This is a genomic window from Stappia sp., from assembly GCF_965276915.1.
Lineage (GTDB): Bacteria > Pseudomonadota > Alphaproteobacteria > Rhizobiales > Stappiaceae > Stappia.
In genome coordinates this window covers 4,446,668-4,466,423 of the sequence record NZ_OZ255709.1, presented here as the reverse complement: position 1 = coordinate 4,466,423, position 19,756 = coordinate 4,446,668, and the positions used below count along the sequence as shown (strand labels likewise).

Sequence of the window (19,756 nt, the reverse complement as noted above, 5' to 3'; positions counted from 1 at the left end):
CTCATGAAGGTCATTGTTGTCGGTGCCGGCATCTCCGGCCTGTCCACCGCCTGGTCGCTGGCCAGGCGCGGCGTCGAGGTGACGCTCATCGAGCAGGGACCGATCCCCAACCCGCTGTCCGCATCCGGCGACCATCATCGCATCATCCGGCGGGCCTACGGGGCGCAGGGCGGCTATCAGCGGCGCATCGGCGAGGCTTACGAGGCCTGGGGCGAGATGTGGGACGATCTCGGGGAGAAACACCTCGTCGACACCGGCTTTCTGCTGGTCTCGCAGACGGGGCGGGACGCCGCCATCGCCTATCGCGACAGTCTTCTCGCCGGAGGGTATCCGGTGGAGGCGATGAGCGCGAACGAGGCCACTCGCCGCCATCCCTTCCTTGACGAGGCGACGGTCCATTCCGCCGCCTTCAGCCCGGAAGGCGGGGTGCTGCTTTGCCGCCATATCGGCGCGGGATTGCTGGCCTGGCTTAGGCGCGCAGGGGCGATCGTCAGGGAACAGGCGCGGGTGGAGGCGGTCGAGCCGGTGCGCGGAACCGTGCAGCTTGCCGGCGGCGAGGAGCTTGCCGCCGACCACGTGGTCGTGACCGCAGGCGCCTGGGTGCTGAAACTGTTTCCGCAGCTGTCCGACCGGTTGACCGGCTACCGCACGGCGGTCGCCTATCTCGCCCCGCCCGAGGATCTGGCCGCTGCCTGGGAAAAGGCGCCGGTCATTCTCGATGTGGGCGGGACGGTCGACGGCTACGTGCTGCCGCCGGTGCGCGGCACGGGGCTGAAAGTCGGCGCGGGCATCCACAAGGTTCGCGCCGCGGCGGACGAGAAACGCGTGGCGGAACCCGGCGAGGGCGAGCGGTTGAGGGACCATTTCGGCCCGCCTTTCGCGCGGATTGCCGACTACCGCGTCACGGACGTTGTGACCTGCGCCTACACGTTCACCAGCGACGAGCATTTCTTCGTCACCCGCGAGGGGCGGGCAACCATCGTCTCCGCCTGTTCCGGCCATGGCTATAAGTTCGGCGCCGCTGTCGGTCGCCGGGTGGCCGAAGGGGTGATGTCCGGCGACCGGGCGCGGCTTGCCGCCTGGCTGGAAGCGCGGGACTGAAGGGGCGGGCTGCGCCAGTGGCTCGGCCTCTCTTTCGTCCCCCCGCACGAAGCGCAGCGGAGATGCGGGACCGGCGAGCCGAAGGCATATGCGAGAGCGTTCCCGGCAAGGGCCGCAAGGCGCCCTGGTTCTCCGATCCCGGGTCGCGCTGCGCTTGCCCGGGATGACGCCCGGCGAGGGACCCTGCTCTACGGGACCGGCGATGAAAAAAGCCGCCGCCTCGTGTGAGACAGCGGCTTTGGTGTTTCCAGGAACTCAGAAGAGGTGTCAGTCCGCCTTGCGGCCTTCCTCGACGGCGTCGCGGATGAAGCGGGGCAGGGCGAAGGCTGCCGCATGAACATCCGGCAGGTAGTAGCGCGTGTCGATCGCCGCCTCCTGGAAGCGCTGTTCCAGCACCTCGAGCGGCACCCGGCGCAGGCTGGAATCGTCGCTGGCCCAGCCGAGCGCCATGTGGCCGCCGAAATAGGTCGGGATCGCCGCCACATAGGCGGAGGCATCCTTGTAGATCTGCGAAAAATGACGGATCGAGGTGACGAGTTCGCCCTTCTGCAGGAAGGGCACGCCGTTCTGGGTGACCAGCACACCGCCGGGCTTCAGGCAGTGATGAACGCCGCGATAGAACTCCTGCGTGAAGAGGACCGCGCCCGGCCCCATCGGGTCGGTGCTGTCGACCATCACCACGTCGAAGCGCCGGTCGGTCTCCGCCACATAGCGGGCACCGTCGGCGATCACCAGGTCGAAGCGGTCGTCACCGAAGACGGAGGCGTTGAAATCGGCGAAATGCTCCTTCGAGAACTCCACGACTGCATCGTCGATCTCGACCTGGGTCAGGCGTTCGACACTTTTGTGCTTGAGCGCCTCCTCGGCCATGCCGCAATCGCCGCCGCCGACGATCAGCACCTCGCGCGCCGCCCCGTGGGCCAGGATCGGCACATGCGCCATCATCTCGTGGTAGATGAACTCGTCGGCGGTCGTCACCTGGGTGATGCCGTCGAGCATCAGCACCTTGCCGAACACCGGGTTGGTGAACAGCACGAGGTCCTGATGCTCCGAGCGATCCTGGTAGAGGATGTCGTCGCAGGCGTATTTCACCTCGACGCCCGGGTAGAGCGTCTCGTTGAAGAACAGCCCGCTCATGCGACTTCCTTTCCGCGCAGCAATTCGCTGACTTGCGAGCGTCCCGGGCGGAAGGCGCGTTCCAGCACCTCGACGCAGCGCTCGGGCTTGGCGTCGCCGCACATGAACACGTCGAAGGCCGCATAGCCGGCCTCGGGCCAGGTATGCACCGAGATGTGACTTTCCGCGAGCACGGCAACGCCGCTGACGCCCGTCGGTTCGAACGGGTGCAGGTGGATGTGCAGCAGTGTCGCGCCAGCCTCCTCGACACAGGTCTTCAACGTTTCCTCGATATAGGGAAGGTCGTCGAGACGCGTCGCGTCATAGAGGTCGATAATCAGATGCGATCCGGCACAGCGAACGCCCGCCCTCTCGATGAAATGATCAAGGCGATCGTCCTGCAGATGAGCCGCAGGCGCGGTGGATGTGTTGTCTTCCGTATGGGTGGTGCTTCTCGGCTCGACAAAGGCGGTAAAATCCCGTCCTTCACAGTCACGAGCGTCCAAGTCCATCCCCAATTGGAAGAGGCCGTCGTCAGACATGGCGGTCTCCCCAACCAGTAGATGAAACCCGGGTTCAGTCCCGAACGGGCATGCTATAGGGTGCTTCGTGTTGCGATGCAATGTGTGTTTTGCGCAATTCCGACCTGTGATGAATGCAGGGGCCTGTTGTGGAAAAGAAGAAGCGTCAAGAAAACATGGCCGCCGATCTCATTACTTTGACGGGTAAGGAAATAGAACGGGTGCTCGAACAGCTCGCGGATCTGCGGGTGCGTGTGTTTCGCGAGTGGCCCTATCTGTATGACGGCTCGGTTTCTTACGAGAAAACCTATCTGGCGCGCTACGTGAACGCTCCCGGCGCAGTCGTTGTGGGCGCATTTGCGGGAGAGCGTCTCGTGGGAGCGGCGACGGGTCAGCCGCTTGCCGGTGAGGTCGAGGATTTTCGCGTGCCTTTCGAGCGGGCGGGGTTCGACCCGGCCGGCATCTACTATTTCGCCGAATCCGTGCTCGACGCCGACTGGCGCGGACGCGGCGTCGGTCATGCCTTTTTTGATGCCCGCGAGGCGCATGCCCGCGCGCTCGGTTTCGATACGGCGGCGTTTTGCGCGGTGATCCGACCGGCGGATCATCCCTTGCGGCCGGCCGGGTATGCGCCGCTCGATCCCTTCTGGAGGAAGCGCGGCTATGCGCCGGCCAATGGCCTTACCGTCGGCTTTGACTGGCCCGATCTCGGCGAGGCCGCCGCCACCCGGAAACAGCTCCAGGTGTGGATGCGAAGCGGATTGTCAGGCGGGTGACAGACCACGTGACAGGCCAAGTCACACGCCCGGTCATTCCGGCTTTGCGAATATCTCGCAATGTTCCGTGTAGTGGGGGAGTTCGGTTTCGCAAATTTCCCGGAGCCGACCGCTGCGATTGAGGCGCTCATAAGACCTGGAGACGGCATCGACGATGTCGGGCTCTGTCCGGATGTTGGCGGCAAGATAGAGAAGGGGCGATGCGCCCCCGGGGTCCGGCACGTCGAGATGCTGGACGATCGCCGTCTTCGGGCGGCCGGAGAGCGTGGTTCTTGCCCACATCGACACGGGCACGGTCACACGGTATTCGCAGTGCCCCGTCAGAAGCAGTTCGTACCAGTCGTGGTCGACAGGCCCGAGGTCCTTGTCGAGGATCATCGAGGAAAAGGCCACGTCGATCAGCGGGAAAAGGTTCACGCCCTCTTCGAAGCCGCTCTCCACGAGTGCATCGTAAGGGGGCGTTCCCTCCTGTGCGCAGACGCTGTGCGCCTTGTAGCCGTCAATCGCGGGATAGGTCGGCAGGTTTCGCTCCGCGGCAGAAAAAAGTGCTGCTGGCGGGATCTTCGCCACCGGCGCGATCCAGCGGAAGGCCGTCTCGCGTTTTGGCGTCCGCATCATGGAGAAGATCAGCGTGTTGGGGATACGCTCGGCCGTCTTGTAGGCCTTCGTCCAGGTGAGGTACTCGACATCCGTGCTGAGCCCGGCTCCGGCAAGCACCTCGTGCATGACGGTCGCGACATAGCCCTTCTGGTTTGCGGAAGGGTCGACATACTGAAACGGAAAAAATACTTCCGTCACGGTTCGTACAGGCTCCTGGGCCTTGGCCGTATCTGTGTGAACCGGCAGGCCCGACAGGGCCAGCAGCATCAAGGCGGTGCGGACTGCTATGGCCATGGTTCTCACCTCCGAAACTGCCATGTGCACTCGCGTGTATTCATGCTCGATTAGAGCATCGATGCCGTGCACTCGCAACTTCTTGCGATAGCGTGATAATTTTCCCTCTCGATATATCTTGTGCGTTTTGCGTGAAGTTGTATCGTTTTTAGAATCAACGCGCGACTGACTTTAGTTTGAGTAGAAACCTTGTCTTTCGCTCGAGCGCTCGCGAAGATTGATTTTTACGAGGTGAATGCCTGCCATGGTTGAAAAAACAACCGACAGTTACTCAACCAAATCATTGGCACACTACCTGCTCGGCCGGTTCCTGATCTTGACCCTGGGCTTCATCGCTGCCTTCCTGACCATCTATTTCGTGCTGTCCAGCGAGATCAACAGGAAGTCCCTGGAAGACATCGTCGACCACACGCTGGAAACGATCCGTCCGAACGCGACGATCGCCGCCTTCAGCTCCAGTCAGGCGATGGCGGCCTTCGCGCTCAGCCCGCTCGAGACTGTGCCCTGGGTCCGGCGTGCAAGCCTTCTGGACTCCTTCGGCGATACCTTGCAGGTCCTGGAAAACAGGAAGCAGGCCAGCCCGGACCGAGGTCCTCCCGCCGGGGCGGGGGAGGCGGTGCCACCGCGCCAAGAGAACGGAACGACCGTTTCCTACACCCTGACCTACAGGGGGCAGAACGCAGGCAGGCTTGTCGTCGAGGTCGACTATTCGCGCGGACGCAGTGTGCTGGTGGACCTTCTGATCGGAATGATTTCGATCATTGCCTGCACGACGATGGTGTCGCTCGCGAACTATCTTTTCATCAAGCGGCGGATCGTGGTGCCGATCGAACGGCTGGCGCGCTTCGTCCAGGATCCGGCGAGCAGGTCGGTTCGGGGCACAGCCGTCGGCAGGCGCGCGGAAGCCGGGGGCAAGACCTCTCCGGGTGCCATGTTCGAGATCGCCGAACTCGATGCCATCTCGGTGGAACTCGAGAAAACCGTCTCGCATCTCTCCGAACAGGCGACCATCGATCCGCTGACCGGGCTGGCCAACCGCCGTGCCTTCGATGCTGCGCTGAAGGAGACTGTCTCCTCGGGCGGATCCGTTGCCCTCATGCTGCTGGACATCGACTATTTCAAGTTCATCAACGATCACTTCGGTCATGTCGCCGGAGACCGGACCCTGCAGGATTTTGCCGCCTATCTCCGGGATTTTGCCGGAGAGACAGGGCAGGCTTATCGTCTGGGCGGGGATGAGTTCGGCGTGCTGCTGTTTGGCGGAGAAACGGCGAGCGAGGAGGTTATCGCTCGGGTGAAGACCGCGTTCAGCTTCGACTTCGAACAGCTCGACAACACCAGCATCTACTATTCGGTGTCGGCCGGATACGCCCATTTCCCAACCGATGTGGCCGACGGTGCCGAACTTGGCTTCGGGGCCAGTGCCGCCTTGCTCTCGGCCAAGGTGCAAGGTCGCAAGACCGTCAACCGCCACGGGGGGGAAGAGGCCGTTCCGGGATTGTCGTCGCGACTTCCCGTGCGCGAATACGAATGCGCCCTCGCGGACGGACGCGTCACCCATTTCGCGCAACCGATCGTGTGTCCTCAGAGCGGGCGCATCCGTGCGTTCGAGCTTCTGTTGCGGGTGCTGCCGCGTGAAGGCGGGGCAAGCGTGCGTGCCGATCTGGCGGTCGAGGCCGCGATCCGGATCGGACTTGCCGGCGATCTCACGCGCCGGACGCTGCAGGCGGCACGGGACGTGATCGGGCAACTCCGGGCACATGATCGCGGCGGCATCTGCGTCAGCATCAATCTTGCCGAGGCGCAGCTGACGGCCCCCGACTTCGTCGAGATATTCGACGAAGTGTTCGACAGTGCGGACAAGGCCTCGGGACTGATCGTTGAAATGCTCGAGGGCGACTATCTGGGCTCGCGCTCCCTTGCCGACATTATCGCCGACCTGCGTCACCGCAGATCGGCGATCGCCATCGACGATTTCGGCAAGGGATACTCTTCGCTGCTGCGGCTGTTCGCGATGCCGTCCAACATCGTCAAGCTGGACCGGAGCCTGCTGCATTACCGCGAGAAGGATCCGCGGCTGCTCGGCGGCATGATCGCCGCGCTGTCATCGGGGGGGCGGCTTGTGGTGGTGGAGGGCGTCGAAACCGAGGAAGACGCGCGGTTTGTCCGCGATGCCGGCGCCGGGCTGGCGCAGGGATACTTTTATGCCCGACCCATGCCCGTCGACGAGGCGGTATGCGCCGCCTGCGCCGTGCCGGTCGTCCTGGAAGACCCGCCGATCTGCGACACGCGGCCAGGCGGGCGGCAACGCGCCTGAACAGCCGGAAGGGTCCTGGAGCCAGGGCCGGACGGCAAGGCGCAGACAACAGGGGCCGGTGCAATGTCAGTCGCACCGGCCCCTGTGTCGTTCGGTGATGTGGCGGCAGTGCCTACTGGGCGATTTCCCAGGTGATATTGACACGCACGTCGAGGGAGGTCTCGCCCGCCTCGATCGGCGCGGGCGCTGCCCCATCCATCTTCATTTCGGCGCGGGCCATCATCATCACCGGGCGCGGCGAGTAGTCCTGTTCGCTGATCGACAGCACCCGGCCGAGCTTGATGCCGGCGGCCTCGGCGTAGATCTCCGCCTTGCGGATCGCGTCGGCCGTGGCTTCCTTGCGGGCCTTGTCCTTGAGCTTGTCCGCGTCGCTGACGATGAAGCTGACGCCGCCGACCTGGTTGGCGCCGTCACGCACCATGGTGTCGAGCAGGCCGCCAAGCTTGGCCAGGTCGCGGACCCGTACCGAGACGTTGTTGGAAACCCGGTAGCCGATGATTTCGGAGCGATACTCGGTGTTGTCGAGGCTGCCGCTCTTGATCTGGCGGTAGCGCGGCTGCACCGAGAAACCCGAGGTCTGGATGTCACGCTGCTCGATGCCGCTTTCCTTGATGCGGGCGATCACGGCACTCATCGCGGTGGTGTTGGCGCTCATCGCGTCGCCGGCGGTCTCCGCATCGCTGACGACGCCGCTGGTGAGGATCGCCATGTCGGGAGCCGCGGTGACCGTGCCGGTGCCAACCATGTCGATGGTGGCGATGCGCGGCGTCTCGGCCCGGGCGGGAAGCGTCGTGGCGGCAAGCGCGACGGCGGCGCCGAAAAGTGCAATGCGACCGGCGGTCTGAAGCGAACGCATGAAGTATCTCCTGTCCAGTTTTTTAGGATCAGCGGAGGCCCGGTCCGCATGTGCCGAGCGTCCTGAGCTGACCGTTTTCAAAGTGCCAGAGCTATGGTGCCTGCATCCGGGCCGGATGCAGGCGGCTCTCGGGCCTGTCGGATGGCGGAACCCGAGTGCCGCATCCTTCGCGAGCAAATGCGGCGGGTGAAAGGCATCGCACGGGCCGTTTTCAGGCAGGGGGCGAGGGACGGGTGTCGCGGCTCACCACCATCGGCTCTCCGACCTCGCCGTCGGCGGACAGGAGCACGGCGACCGGCCGGGAGGCCGGGAACTGGGCGCAGATGATCAGCACCATGACGGTCAGCGGCACGCAAAGAAGCATGCCCGTCACGCCCCAGATCGCACCCCAGAACGACAGCGACAACATGATGACGAGGCCTGAAAGGTTGAGGCTGTTGCCCATCAGGCGCGGTTCCAGCAGGTTGCCGATCAGGAACTGGATGGTGCCGAGGCCGAGCACGATGATCAGGAACGGTGTCAGGCTGTCGAAATAGACAAGCGCCAGGAGGCCGGGAAAGAGCACGGCCGTCAGAGAACCGATCGTGGGGATGAAGTTAAGGGTGAAGGCGATGAAGCCGAAGAGCGCGGCTTAGGGCAAGGCGAGGAGCGACAGGAGCCCGGCCGTCAGCAGGCCGGTCAGCACGCTGACCGCGGTCTTGATGCCGAGATAGTTGCGCAGCGCCTCGGTGATGCGCGCCCGCATCATGAAGGCGAGCTCGGCGCGCTCGGGCGAGGAAAAGAGGCGAGCCATCTTGCGGTCGAAGGTCGACTGTTCGAGCAGCAGGAAGAGCACGTAGATGAAAACCAGCGAGGCGGAGCCGGCGATCTGGGTGATGGCATTGGCGCCGGCAGTGATGGCGCGGTTGAGCGCGTTGTCGGGGACAAGGTCGCGCAACTCGATCGGATCGGCGAGGCCGAGCTTGTGCGAGTAGGTGTTGAACAGGGTCTCGAGCCGGGTCTGGTAGACCGGTGCGTCACGGGCAAGGTCGGTGAGGTTGGCGGTGACCACGTCGACGACGAAAACGGAGACTCCGAAGATCGCGGCAAGCGCGGCGACCAGGGCCAGGGGATAGGGCAGGTGGAAGGGGCCGAGCGGGATCCGGCGTATGGCCTCGGCGAGTGCCACGATCAGGTACCAGACCAGCAAGGCTATGACGAAGGGCAGGAGCAGCGCGCGGCCCACCGACAGCAGCCAGCCGAACAGCGACAGCGAGACGAGGGTCAGCGTCACGACAAGTGGAAATTGCGGCATCAGGCCCCCGATGCGTGGCTGCGGCGGTCCGTCTTCCGGACCGTTCCCTGGTTCCCGGTTGTCGCGTCCTTTCGGTGCCGTTGCAAGAGCGGCGCACCTGCCGGTGCGTGCCGTGTTGCAAGCTTTTGGTGAGGTGCTATAGGAAAGATCATGCAGGGATGATGAGCCGGATTCGCTGGTGACCGATCCCTGCCATGGGCCTGTAGCTCAATGGTTAGAGCCGTCCGCTCATAACGGATTGGTTGCAGGTTCGAGTCCTGCCGGGCCCACCACCTTCCCCTCACGCCTCGATACGCCACACGCCGCCGCCGTCTCCATGGATCTTGACCATGTCGATGCGCGTTCCGTCCCAGTGGCAGGTCAGATGCCTGGCCTGGAGCGGGATCGACATCACATCGGGATAGAAGGCGGCGAAGCATTCGCCGCCCTCGTGCCGGACGCTTGGATAGACGATGCCGTCGGCGCCGCCTTGCCGCAGGGCGAGCGCAAAGGCCTGGGAGGCTGTGTAGTCGTCCGGATCGAGAAGCGCCGCGTTCTCCGCCCTCGTTCGGCTCCCGCGCAGATCAGCGAGCCTTGCGTCGATCGAGCCGACCAGTTCGCGCATGTCGGCAATCCAGCCGGGCGCCTCGCCGGTTGCCGCATAGAAGCGGCCCTGGTGATGGGTGACCTCGAACAGCGCCGTTTCGAAAGTCCTGGCCGCGTAGAAGGCGCCGAAGCCGCCGTCATGGAAACGGCCCTTGCGCTCCGGCGACACATGGGTGAACGGCGCCATCGCATAGGAGGCTCCCGGTCCGCCGACACGCCGGGCGGGCGGTACCAGGTCAAGATTGCCGATCGTCTCGGCAAGGCGCGGGTTGCTCTTGCCTTCGGCCGCGCCAAGCAGGTCCCAGTCGGCCGGGTCGGCAATGTCCTCGAACAGGTCGATGGGCGGATAAGCGGTGCCGATCAACCGGCGGTAGTCCGGCCAGACGACCCTGACGGCGCGCGCACTCACCACTGGCCGCGGCGCGCGTCAAGATAGCGGCGCACCCGCATCAGGTCGGTGATGCGTCCCTGCAGCATGACGTCCAGCGCCGAACGGCCGTCGAAGTCCGCATTGGGCCGCGAAATCCAGCCATATCCACGCTCGGCTTCGCGAAACAGCAGCCTCAGGGCCTTGTGAATGCCCATCAGGTTGGACATGCGTTCGGCAAGATCGACACCGACGCGACCGAAGGTGCCTGTCTTCCAACGCTGGTAGGTGCGGACCGAAATGTCGCCAAGCAGACGGCTTGCCTGTTCGTCGGACAGCCCCCAACGTGCAAACAGGGCAATCGTCGCGCGCTGCATTGCCCGGATCTCGTCGGCCGAGAAGTCCGGCGCGGCGGCGGGGGCCGCAGGCGATACAAGATGCAGTTCCGGCATGGCATCATTCCTTCGACTTTTGTCTTTATATACGAAAATGACGCCAAATGGCAAGGTTCATTGTCGCCCTGCCGGCTGTTTTCAGCCAATTCCGACAAGAACCATCTGATGACGTGCGTCACAGTCAGGTCGATGGCGGGGGGGTATCCTGTCTCCATCATGATCGCAGATTGCGATGGTGTGCGGCGCTTGAAGCGTCGGCTCGTGCCGCGCGGCCCTTTCGGGTCGGGCGGAACCGCCTCCGGGTCGTCATCACTGGATGACCACATTCGTCTGCCGAGATGAAGAACCCGGAGATCGCAAGGCTGAGAGGAGACAGTGCCATGCGTTTCAAACAGACATGCGCGGCGGTGGGGTTCGCCATCGCGGCTATCATCGGCTTCGGCAGCGCCACGCCGGCCAACGCCGCCACGGCTGCAACGGCTGCCGCGGCCCTTGCCCCGCTTGTGGCCGTACCGTCGGAGCTCCGCTCGGACGGTACGGTGACGAAAGCCTGGCATCGCGGCCGGCCGCATCGCTACCGCCCGCGTCGCCGCTGGCGTCCGCGCACCTATCGTCCGCGCTATTATGCGCCGCGGCCTCGGGTGCGCGGGCTGGGCCGGGCGCACTACAACTGGTGCAGCCGGCGCTATCGCTCGTACCGGCCGGGGGACAACTCGTTCCAGCCGTATAACGGCCCGCGCCGTGCCTGCATCTCGCCCTATATCCGCTGATACGGGCGGGCGCCGGTCGCCTGACTGACAAGGGCCGCTTTCCGGATCGGGAAAGCGGCCTTTTCCATCCGCGGATGGTCCGCCGCGTCTTGACCCCTCGTCTCAATAAGGTATCGCTTGCCGTCCCGTCCGCCGCGATCGGCGCGGCGTGTCCGGGGGCAGGGACCGCGCATCTCTCATGACGATCGTTCAGCTTTCCACCGCGCACGCATTCGACGTCTTGTTGCGGCAGTCGCCAGATGGCGACGGTCGCTGGCAGGACATCGATGTGCGCCTCGGCGCGGATGCCGGCGAGGAAGCGGACTGGCTGATCGTGCTCGATCACCCGGCCCCTGGCCTGACGACGCGCCTGCCGCGCGAACGTCGCATCGTCTTCCTTCACGAGCCGGCCTCGATCAAGCACTACGACCCGCAGTTTGTTGCCCAGTTCGGCGTTGCCTTCGCTGTTTCACCGCAGCCCGGCTTCGACGGTATGCCGATCCATACCCAGCCGTTGACGCCGTGGTTCTACGGCGCCGGGATCGGTGCCCGGGCGGGCACGGGGCTGCGCAAGTCCTATGCGGAACTGGCCGGTGGGCCGGTGGGTGAGGGCGGCGCCCGCGGGCTTCTCTCCGCCGTCTGCTCGACCAAGACGCTCAACCGCAACCAGGTCCGGCGGCTGCGCTTCCTGCGGCGGGTCAAGGCGACGCTGGGGGCGCGGCTCGACATCTATGGCCGGGGTTTCCAGGAGGTTGCCGACAAGGCCGAGGGACTTGACGGCTATCGCTATCATCTCGTCCTGGAGAACAACCTCGATCCGCACTGCTGGACGGAGAAGCTTGCCGATCCGCTGCTGGCCGGCGTCTATCCGATCTTCGCCGGCGGTCCGGGACTGGAGGCGTATTTCGATCCGCTCGGCTTTACCGCGATCGACATCACCCGTCCGGACAGCGCGCTTGCCGGGATTGTCCGCGTCCTGGCCGAGGACCCTGTCTCGCGTCCCGAAGTGCGGGCGGCGATGCGCGAGAACCGCCGCCGGCTGATGGAGGAGCACCAGTTCTTTCCGGTGCTTGCAGCGGAGCTTTCCCGCCTCGACCGGGCTCCGGTCGCGCGGCTGGAGGTGCCGGTTCCGGTTCGCCCTCCGCTGAAGCTGCCGCTGCACCGGTTGATGCGAGCCTTTCGCCCCTTGCGCATTCTCGCCGACAAGGCGCATGTGGCGCTCTTCGAGCGCGGCTAAACGGTCCGGGGGGCCGAGGCAGGTCTCCGCGTGCTGTCGCGCGCGACCACCTCGAAGCCGAGATCGACCCACTTGTCCTTCGGGTCCTCGCCGGAAAGCGCTGCAATCATCATCTCCATCGCGCGCTGCCCCATGTCGAGCCGGTAGGTCTTGACGCTGGTCACCGCCGGATTGGCAACGGCCATCATCTCCAGGTCGTTGAACCCGCAAATGCCAATCTGGCGGGGAACGTCGATCCCGCGCCGCTGGCACTCGAACAGGGCACCCATTGCCAGATCGTCATTGTTGCAGAGGATGGCGTCCGTGTCTGGTGCGCGGGCGAGCAGGTCGGCGGTCAGCTCGCAGCCGAGCGTCACCGTCGAGGCGCGCGGCGTGGTGATGATCCGCCGGGGATCGAGCAGGCCGGCCTCGCGGGCGACATCGCGAAATCCTTCCAAGCGGCGCTGGGTGCGGGGATCGAGCCGGGCGGCGATGAAGCCGGGCTTGCGATAGCCGGCGGCAACGAGGTGGCGAGCCGCGGCGCGCGAGGCCTCCAGATGCGAAAAACCGATCATCATGTCGAACGGCTCGGGACCGGTCTCCATCACCTGGACGATGCGGCAATTGGCGGAACGCAGCGCCGCTGCAGTGGCGGCCGACTGGTCGATGCCGGAAATGATCAGCCCGGCCGGGCGCTGGCTGAGAAAGGTGCGCACCAGCCGCTCCTCCTCCAGCGGCGAATAGCGCGAGTTGCCGAGCTGAACCTGCCAGTCGGTTCCCTCGGCGCGCGAATAGATGCCCGCCATCACATCGGCAAACACGTTGTTCGTCACCGAGGGGACGATCACGCCGATGACATTGGTGCGCCCGGCGGCAAGCGCCCGTGCGGCCGGGTCGGGCACGTAGCCAAGACGGTCGATGACGGCGCGGATCTTCTCCAGCGATTTCGCCGATACCTTGCCGGGTTCGCGCAGCGCTCGCGACACCGTCATAGCGCTAACACCCGCTTCCCGCGCGACATCCGCGATAGTGATCGCCAAAACATCATTCCTTTTCATGGTCTTGATGGAATTCTACCGGATAGCCGCGAGAATGCCAGAGGCAATGGCTTGACAAATGTTAGCGCTACCATATAGCTTCGCTATGCAAGGGAGGAGTACTGGCGTGTATCATCCATCGGACACGGGACGTGCTGTTTCGGCGCGTTGCGTCGTCATCATGGGCGTGTGCGGTGCCGGCAAGAGCCGGCTCGCAGAGGCATTGGCCCGTCGGCTTGACGGCGCCTGCGTCGAGGGCGACGATTTTCACAGCGCCGGGGCCAAGAGCCGCATGGCGGCGGGGCAGGCGCTGTCCGATGCCGAGCGCGAACCGTGGCTCGATGCCATTGCCGCTGCCGCATGCGCTGCAGCGCGACCGGCGCGCGATGTGGTGATTGCCTGCTCGGCGCTGCGGCGATCCTACCGCGACCGGTTGAGGAGCCGACTGGGCCCGCCGATCTTCGCCAGCCTGGCCTTCGTTCATCTCACAGGTCCGCGCGCGCTGGTCGCGGCGCGACTTGCCGCGCGCGACGATCATTTCGTCGGCGAGAGCCTGCTGGACAGCCAGCTTGCCATTCTGGAGCCGCTGTCGCCCGACGAGGCCGGCTTCACACTCGAGATTTCCCCGCCGGTCGACGCGGTCGTCGACCGGGCGATGGAAATGCTTGCGGAGTTGGATCCGCAGCGAACTGGCGCGGCGGAGGCCGAAGGTGCCCCGGATCGCCATCACGGATCATCCTAGGGAGGAAAACGGATGTTCAAGTCACTCGGAACCATTGCCATCGCGGCGCTTGCCGGAGCGGCGCTCGCCGGTACGGCACTCGCGCAGGATTTCAGCTTCAAGTTCCAGTCGTCGGATCCGGCGGGCAACCCGAATTTCGTGCTGCAGCAGGGGTGGGCCGCGGGCGTGTCGGACAAGACCGGCGGGCGCATCGCCATCGAGCTTCTGCCGGTGGAATCCATCGTCGCCCACAACGAGACGCAGGACGCCATCGCCGCCGGCATTCTCGACGGTCATGTGACGGACACGTCCTATTTCGCCGGCAAGGATCCGGCCTTCGGCCTGATCGCCAATCCGGTCGGTGCCTGGTCAGCGCCCCAGGAGATGTTCGACTTCATGTCGAAGGGCGGTGGCAACGCGCTGATGAACGAACTGCTCGAGCCCTACGGCCTGCACTTCATCGGCGCCACCACGCCGGGGCTCGAGGCCTTCGTCTCGAAGAAGAAGCTCGAGGGTGTCGCCGACCTGCAGGGACTGAAGCTGCGCGCGCCGGAAGGCCTTGTGCAGCAGGTCTTCGCGGCAGCCGGGGCAGCGCCGGTCAACCTGCCGGGATCGGAGGTGTTCACCTCGCTCGACAAGGGTGTCATCGACGCGGCCGACTACTCGGTCTTCTCCACCAACCATGCCCAGGGCATGCATGACGTGGCGCCGAACCCGGTCTATCCCGGTTTCCACTCCATGCCGCTGGTCGAGATCTCGATCAACAAGGGCAAGTGGGACGCGCTTCCCGACGACCTCAAGACGGCACTCGAGGAAAGCGTCGCGGAATTCGCACAGACCCAGGTCGCGGCGCTTGCCGCCAATGACCTGAAGGCGGTCGAGGAGGCGAAGGCCAGCGGCAAGGTGACCGTTACCGACTGGCCGGCCGAGGAGCGGGCGAAGTTCCGCACCATCGCCACCGGCGAATGGGCGAAGGTTGCGGAGCGTTCGGAAAATGCCCGCAAGGTCTACGACACGCTGACCGGCTACCTCAAGGAAAACGGCCTGATGCAATAAGTTCCGCATCCGCAGGCTCCGGGCGCGGGAGGTCCCCGCGCCCGCTTTTTCCGGGGAGACAATCATGATGGAACCGCAGGACGTGCCGGGCGAAAGTGCGCAGGAGCTCGGGGCGATCCCCGAGGCCGGCGTGATCGGGCGCATCATTGATCGCGGCGGGCTGGTCTTTGCCGCGGGCATCGTTCTCTCGATGGCCGTTCTCATCAACGAGGTTGTGCTGCGCTATCTCTTCAACGCGCCGACCATCTGGGCACATGAGACAACGATCTTCCTGTGTGGGGTCGCCTTCATCTATGGCGGCCTCTACTGCACCGCCCGCGACCGGCACATCCGCGTCGTGCTGATCTACGATGCGTTGCCGCCGGGCGCCCGCAGGGCGTTCGACGTGGTCATCTCGCTGATCTGCGCGGCGTCGAGCGCGATGTTCGCCTTCGCCGCCTGGGTGATGGTGCAGCGTGCCGCCTTCCGGCCCGACGGGTCGTTCCGCCTGGAGCGTTCCGGCAGCGCCTGGGACCCGGTCTATCCCGGTCTCGTCAAGGTCTTCCTCCTTGCCGTGCTCGCGGTCATGGCCGTGCAGTTCCTGGTGCTCGCCGTCAATTACGCAAGGGGCGGCACCTCCAGGGGTGCCAACGGGAAGGGTGATCGCTGATGGAGATCTTCGGCTCGCTCCAGCCGCTCGGGATCGAGGGCGGCACCTTCCTGATGTTCGCGCTGCTGCTCGGCCTGCTGGTTACCGGCATACCGCTTGCCTTCGTCACCCTGCTTGTCGCGCTGATCTTCGCGCTGGGCTGGTTCGGGCCGACCGTCGTGCCGCTGATCACCAGCCGCGTCTATTCGTTCGTCTCGTCCTTCGTCTTCGTCTCCGTGCCGATGTTCGTGCTGATGGCGGCAATCCTCGACCGATCCGGGATCGCCCGGGACCTGTTCGATGCGATGCGCCTTGTCGGCGGGCGGTTGCGCGGCGGCGTCGCCATCCAGACCATCGTCGTCGCCGTGATCCTGGCGGCGATGAGCGGCATCATCGGTGGCGAGGTCGTGCTGCTCGGGCTTGTGGCGCTGCCCCAGATGCTGCGGCTCGGCTACGACAAGCATCTGGCCATCGGCGTCGTCTGCGCCGGCGGGGCGCTCGGGACCATGGTGCCGCCCTCGATCGTGCTGATCATCTACGGCCTGACCGCGAATGTCTCCGTCGGCGACCTCTTCACTGCCGCCTTCGTTCCCGGCCTGATGCTGGCAGGGTTCTATGTCGCCTATGTGCTGATCCGGGCGAGGCTCAATCCGGCGCTCGCGCCCGTGCCGGACGGACCGGACGAGCCACTTGCCGAGAAACTTCGCCTGCTCAAGGGGCTGATCCTGCCGCTCCTGGTGGTGGTCGGCGTGCTCGGCTCGATCTATGGCGGCATCGCCAGCGTGACGGAAGCCTCCGCTGTCGGCGTCTTCGGCGTCATCGTCTCGACGATCCTGCGCGGCGAGTTCACGTTTGCCCTGATGAAGGGCGCGGCCCTGCAGACGCTTCAGACGGTGGGCATGATCGTGTGGATCGGCATCGGTGCAAGCGCGCTGGTCGGCGTCTTCAACCTGATGGGCGGCATCCGCTTCGTCTCCACCCTGATCACCGGCATCTCCGACTATCCGATCGTCATCCTGCTGTTCATGATGCTGATCCTGTTCGTGCTCGGCATGTTCCTCGACTGGGTCGGCATCGCGCTCCTGACCATGCCGATCTTCGTGCCGATCATCGTCACGCTCGGCTACGATCCGGTGTGGTTCGGCGTGCTGTTCTGCATGAACATGCAGGTGTCGTTCCTGTCGCCGCCCTTCGGTCCGGCCGCCTTCTATCTGAAGAGCGTGGCCCCGCCCGGCATCTCGCTGGCAACGATCTTCCGCTCGCTGCTGCCCTTCATCGCCATGCAGGTGCTGGCGGTGGCAATCCTGATCGCCTTTCCGGGGATCACCGGGCGCTGATCAGGGAGCCTTGACGCCGGTCAGGTCCGCAGATCCCAGCGCTCCCAGATGAAGGGGTAGCGCCAGACAAGGTCGTGGGTCGCCGAGAGCTTCTCGGCGATCCGCGCGTAGCGCTCGCGGCTGTCATCCGCGATCAGGTGGAACTGGACGACGAGATGGCGAATGGCGGCGACCTGTCCCTCGGCGATCAGATTTTCCAGGACGGGATACTCGTCGCCTTCGATGTTGAGCTTCATCAGGTCGACAGAGCGTCCGGCGGCCCGAACCACGTCGGAGGCGCGACGCAGCGTCACCTCGACGGTGTCCCCCTCCTGCTTGCGCTGGGTGCTGCTGCCGTCATTGTCATAGACGAGACGGGCGGTGCCGTTGAAATCCGACAGTCCGGCGCATTCCAGCGTGACGTTGGGCAGGCGTTCCAGAAGCGGGGCCGCTTTTTCGCAGAATTCCGGCGCCGGTTCGAAAGCAAGAACCTTCGGCCCGCCCTTCTTCGAGATACGGGCCGAGAAGTCGCCCTTGTAGAAGCCCGCATCCACCACCAGCGACGCCGGGCCGAGTTCGAAGTCGGTCAGCAGCCGCTCATCTCCCTTCGCCCGCTTCCAGCGCTTGATCGCGCGATAGTGGGGGTCGAGTGCGAAGCGGATCAGATTGAAACCCATGGAAGCGGCTCTCTTGGCGGAACAGCAGCCGTCTCCAGGCCTTGTTGCGCCCGGATTCGTTCGCCCGCAGCCGCCCTGCCGCGCGCGAGGGGACAGGGATTGCAGCTTGGCCGACGGAAAGCAAGTCCCGCGGGGCCGGGCTTGTCGCGCAGGAGCGCCGCCCTCCCGGAGCTTCGATCCCGGTCAGAACGTGTAGCCGAAGCGGGCGATGTCGTCGCGGTGACGGCTTGCCACCAACTCGATGCCGGCATCGTTGTAATAGCTATGATAGTTGGCGTGGGAGGAGGAGTTGGCGCGCTGATCGGGCACGTTGGTGGCAAGGTCGAGATCTTCCAGCATGGCGCGGAGATCCTCCTCCAGCCGCTCCTGCCGCAGCACGGTGTCGACGGCCATCACGCCCTTTTCGTCAGTGATGTAGTCCACAAGCTGCTTGCGGATATAGCGGGTCGGCGATGTCGGCGCCTCGTCATCCGCCAGCCAGGAAAGATAGTCCGTGAAGTCCAAATTCTGGAACAGGTCAACCTCGGTCGGCATTCCCGACCGGCCGCGGCCCTTGTCCTGTTTCAGGTACTGAAACCAGGACACGTGCCAATCCCAGGGATTGCGGACGACGGTGAAGACAAGCATCGCGCCAAGGTCGATGCGATGACGGTCAAACACCTGCCTGTATTGCCGCAATGTCAGGTGGCCGCGCGCATCGCGCAGGCGTCGGGAAGGGCACTTGGTGATCCATGGCAGGAAGGCTTGCTCGACGAAGGAGCCTCCGCATTTGGGAATGTGGAGGAACATCAGATTCCGTTTGACGGGGCGCCTCAACAGCCCCTGTTTCCGGTTGGTTGGTACAAGCAAGACGGAATCCTGTTTATATTATTGTCATAAATGACAGTAGTTATCCTGATGGAGTCTGAGATATTTGAAGCAAACATGGCGAAAATATGATAGTCTATTTCATTATTGATGAAATTATACATAATATATTGTATTCGTTGAATTTTGAAATGCGGTCTTGGCTTCTTTCAACGGCATGCGTGTGATGTGCCTATTGCCGTTCCGGTCAGGGCAAGACGAACGACAGCATCTCCGGGCGTTCCGGCGGGGAACACTCGAAGGCTCAGGGTTGCCTGATCGCTATTCGCAATTCTGAGGATCAGCTGACAGCCCGAAGGCACGCGATGTCGTGCAAAGCCGGATACAAGACCGGCAAGTTGCCGAACGTGCAGCAGATGCAACCACTCGTCGCGAGGGAACCGGTCAAGGATGTTGTGCCGGTGGCCTTCAGGGGAGCGAGCCTGCGCAAACGTCTCGTGCCCGTCCTGCCGCCGCCTGAAAACCTACGGTGCAGGCTCTGCCATGATCGCGGCCGGATGGTCTTCCTGCGTGATCCGTGCAAGCGCGGCATGGGCGGCTGCAATCGCGGGGGCGCTGGGGATGTCGGTGTCGGCCTGCGCGGAGGCCGTTCGGGTCCGGCCCGAAGATGCCCTGGCGCTGTCCTGCGCCCGGCCCGACCAGTGATTTTCCCAGCGAAGCGACCAGCTCATTGCACTCTCCTGCGACGCGGCCCGCCAGCGGTCCGCAAGCGTCTCTTCCGTTAGAGGGGAATAGTGAGAGGGGTGTGACAGTCCGGCAAGGAGCAATAATCTATCGACCGAACGCCTGGCGCATATATGTCGCGGCGCGGCGTGTGGAGACGCCGCGCCGCGTTGATCGCGTTCATCGCCGTCAGCAGTTGTTGGGGCGCTGCGGGCCGAGGTCGATCTGGCATTCGTTGGTGAGAGCGCCGATCGCGGCGCCGCCGGCGACACCGACCGCCGCGCCGAGAAGGACCGGCCCTCCGGCCAACGCCAGCGCGCCGGCGCCGGCCGCGCCGCCGATGGCGCCGCCCGTCACGCCGCGTTCGAAGCGGTTTGAACCGCAGGCGGCAACCAAGAGTGAAAGTGCGAGAATGCCGGCAAGGCCGGCCGGTCTCGGGATACGCATGTTACATTCCTTCCTGAGCACCCAGCCAGGATCAACATGCGCTGTCATCGTGAACGGGGGGTAAACGCGCGGCAGGCGGCAGCGCCCCGGCGCGGCCCGCGCGAAAGTGTCGGGTGAAGCGCGCCGAAGTCCGGAGTTTTCCTTGCCCCGGGCGCTG

Annotated in this window: 20 protein-coding genes, 1 tRNA gene and 1 pseudogene; 10 read left to right on the top strand and 12 right to left on the bottom strand. The window is 64.7% G+C overall.

Features of this window, described 5'->3' with window-relative positions; genetic code table 11:
- The first annotated feature begins 3 nt into the window (after positions 1 to 3).
- A complete protein-coding gene (locus ACQY46_RS20860; protein ID WP_428697889.1) occupies positions 4 to 1,101 on the top strand; it encodes an NAD(P)/FAD-dependent oxidoreductase in 1,098 nt (365 codons plus the stop codon).
- 267 nt (positions 1,102 to 1,368) lie between these two features.
- On the opposite strand, the gene speE is transcribed toward ACQY46_RS20860, so the two are convergent.
- Both speE and speD read right to left on the bottom strand, forming a co-directional pair.
- Positions 1,369 to 2,238, bottom strand: a complete 870-nt coding sequence (speE, locus tag ACQY46_RS20855) for a polyamine aminopropyltransferase (RefSeq protein ID WP_428697888.1) — start codon at positions 2,236 to 2,238, stop codon at positions 1,369 to 1,371.
- Positions 2,235 to 2,759: an adenosylmethionine decarboxylase gene (speD, locus tag ACQY46_RS20850; RefSeq protein ID WP_428697887.1), complete on the bottom strand. Its 525-nt coding sequence runs from the start codon at positions 2,757 to 2,759 to the stop codon at positions 2,235 to 2,237. Before speD ends, speE begins: the two co-directional genes overlap by 4 nt.
- Before the next feature lie 128 nt (positions 2,760 to 2,887).
- On the opposite strand from speD, the gene ACQY46_RS20845 reads away from it, so the two are divergent.
- Complete coding sequence (locus ACQY46_RS20845) at positions 2,888 to 3,514, top strand: GNAT family N-acetyltransferase (protein WP_428697886.1); 627 nt, start codon at positions 2,888 to 2,890, stop codon at positions 3,512 to 3,514.
- Positions 3,515 to 3,547: 33 nt separating this feature from the next.
- Here ACQY46_RS20845 and ACQY46_RS20840 read toward each other — a convergent pair whose 3' ends face one another.
- Entirely contained in the window at positions 3,548 to 4,408 is an 861-nt protein-coding gene (locus ACQY46_RS20840) for a transporter substrate-binding domain-containing protein (protein ID WP_428697885.1), read from the bottom strand.
- A 244-nt stretch (positions 4,409 to 4,652) separates the two neighbouring features.
- On the opposite strand from ACQY46_RS20840, the gene ACQY46_RS20835 reads away from it, so the two are divergent.
- Positions 4,653 to 6,725: an EAL domain-containing protein gene (locus ACQY46_RS20835; protein WP_428697884.1), complete on the top strand. Its 2,073-nt coding sequence runs from the start codon at positions 4,653 to 4,655 to the stop codon at positions 6,723 to 6,725.
- Between the two features lie 112 nt (positions 6,726 to 6,837).
- On the opposite strand, the gene ACQY46_RS20830 is transcribed toward ACQY46_RS20835, so the two are convergent.
- Both ACQY46_RS20830 and ACQY46_RS20825 read right to left on the bottom strand, forming a co-directional pair.
- Positions 6,838 to 7,581: an SIMPL domain-containing protein gene (locus ACQY46_RS20830; protein WP_428697883.1), complete on the bottom strand. Its 744-nt coding sequence runs from the start codon at positions 7,579 to 7,581 to the stop codon at positions 6,838 to 6,840.
- A 211-nt stretch (positions 7,582 to 7,792) separates the two neighbouring features.
- Positions 7,793 to 8,875, bottom strand: a pseudogene (locus ACQY46_RS20825) (AI-2E family transporter).
- Between the two features lie 196 nt (positions 8,876 to 9,071).
- Between ACQY46_RS20825 and ACQY46_RS20820 the strand changes: the two are divergent.
- A tRNA-Ile gene (locus ACQY46_RS20820) sits at positions 9,072 to 9,147 on the top strand.
- A gap of 8 nt (positions 9,148 to 9,155) precedes the next feature.
- On the opposite strand, the gene ACQY46_RS20815 is transcribed toward ACQY46_RS20820, so the two are convergent.
- Together ACQY46_RS20815 and ACQY46_RS20810 are read right to left on the bottom strand one after the other, a co-directional pair.
- Entirely contained in the window at positions 9,156 to 9,872 is a 717-nt protein-coding gene (locus ACQY46_RS20815; RefSeq protein WP_428697882.1) for an RES family NAD+ phosphorylase, read from the bottom strand.
- Positions 9,866 to 10,279, bottom strand: a complete 414-nt coding sequence (locus ACQY46_RS20810) for an MbcA/ParS/Xre antitoxin family protein (RefSeq protein ID WP_428697881.1) — start codon at positions 10,277 to 10,279, stop codon at positions 9,866 to 9,868. The genes ACQY46_RS20815 and ACQY46_RS20810 overlap by 7 nt, the downstream gene beginning before the upstream one ends.
- A gap of 323 nt (positions 10,280 to 10,602) precedes the next feature.
- Between ACQY46_RS20810 and ACQY46_RS20805 the strand changes: the two genes are divergently transcribed.
- Complete coding sequence (locus tag ACQY46_RS20805; RefSeq protein ID WP_428697880.1) at positions 10,603 to 10,992, top strand: BA14K family protein; 390 nt, start codon at positions 10,603 to 10,605, stop codon at positions 10,990 to 10,992.
- 178 nt (positions 10,993 to 11,170) lie between these two features.
- Positions 11,171 to 12,208 (top strand): hypothetical protein, encoded by a 1,038-nt coding sequence (locus tag ACQY46_RS20800; protein ID WP_428697879.1) that lies wholly within the window; start codon positions 11,171 to 11,173, stop codon positions 12,206 to 12,208.
- Here ACQY46_RS20800 and ACQY46_RS20795 read toward each other — a convergent pair.
- Complete coding sequence (locus tag ACQY46_RS20795) at positions 12,205 to 13,179, bottom strand: LacI family DNA-binding transcriptional regulator (RefSeq protein WP_428697878.1); 975 nt, start codon at positions 13,177 to 13,179, stop codon at positions 12,205 to 12,207. The two genes, ACQY46_RS20800 and ACQY46_RS20795, sit on opposite strands and share 4 nt — an antisense overlap.
- Positions 13,180 to 13,351: 172 nt before the next feature.
- On the opposite strand from ACQY46_RS20795, the gene ACQY46_RS20790 reads away from it, so the two are divergent.
- The 4 genes from ACQY46_RS20790 (at position 13,352) to ACQY46_RS20775 (ending at position 16,966) form a co-directional block, all read left to right on the top strand.
- The gene (locus tag ACQY46_RS20790) at positions 13,352 to 13,966 is read left to right on the top strand and encodes a gluconokinase (RefSeq protein ID WP_428697877.1); all 615 of its coding nucleotides are present in this window, start codon (positions 13,352 to 13,354) and stop codon (positions 13,964 to 13,966) included.
- A gap of 12 nt (positions 13,967 to 13,978) precedes the next feature.
- Complete coding sequence (locus ACQY46_RS20785) at positions 13,979 to 15,001, top strand: TRAP transporter substrate-binding protein (protein WP_428697876.1); 1,023 nt, start codon at positions 13,979 to 13,981, stop codon at positions 14,999 to 15,001.
- Between the two features lie 64 nt (positions 15,002 to 15,065).
- Complete coding sequence (locus tag ACQY46_RS20780) at positions 15,066 to 15,650, top strand: TRAP transporter small permease subunit (RefSeq protein ID WP_428697875.1); 585 nt, start codon at positions 15,066 to 15,068, stop codon at positions 15,648 to 15,650.
- On the top strand, positions 15,650 to 16,966 hold the full coding sequence (locus ACQY46_RS20775) for a TRAP transporter large permease (protein ID WP_428697874.1): 1,317 nt from the start codon (positions 15,650 to 15,652) through the stop codon (positions 16,964 to 16,966). Before ACQY46_RS20780 ends, ACQY46_RS20775 begins: the two co-directional genes overlap by 1 nt.
- A gap of 20 nt (positions 16,967 to 16,986) precedes the next feature.
- Here the strand turns inward: ACQY46_RS20775 and ACQY46_RS20770 are convergent, their stop codons facing one another.
- The 4 genes from ACQY46_RS20770 to ACQY46_RS20755 form a co-directional block, all read right to left on the bottom strand.
- On the bottom strand, positions 16,987 to 17,622 hold the full coding sequence (locus ACQY46_RS20770) for an FkbM family methyltransferase (protein WP_428697873.1): 636 nt from the start codon (positions 17,620 to 17,622) through the stop codon (positions 16,987 to 16,989).
- A gap of 183 nt (positions 17,623 to 17,805) precedes the next feature.
- A complete protein-coding gene (locus ACQY46_RS20765; RefSeq protein WP_428697872.1) occupies positions 17,806 to 18,411 on the bottom strand; it encodes a sulfotransferase family 2 domain-containing protein in 606 nt (201 codons plus the stop codon).
- 542 nt (positions 18,412 to 18,953) lie between these two features.
- On the bottom strand, positions 18,954 to 19,160 hold the full coding sequence (locus tag ACQY46_RS20760; protein ID WP_428697871.1) for a hypothetical protein: 207 nt from the start codon (positions 19,158 to 19,160) through the stop codon (positions 18,954 to 18,956).
- Between the two features lie 181 nt (positions 19,161 to 19,341).
- The gene (locus ACQY46_RS20755) at positions 19,342 to 19,599 is read right to left on the bottom strand and encodes a hypothetical protein (RefSeq protein WP_306030423.1); all 258 of its coding nucleotides are present in this window, start codon (positions 19,597 to 19,599) and stop codon (positions 19,342 to 19,344) included.
- Positions 19,600 to 19,756: the final 157 nt, after the last annotated feature.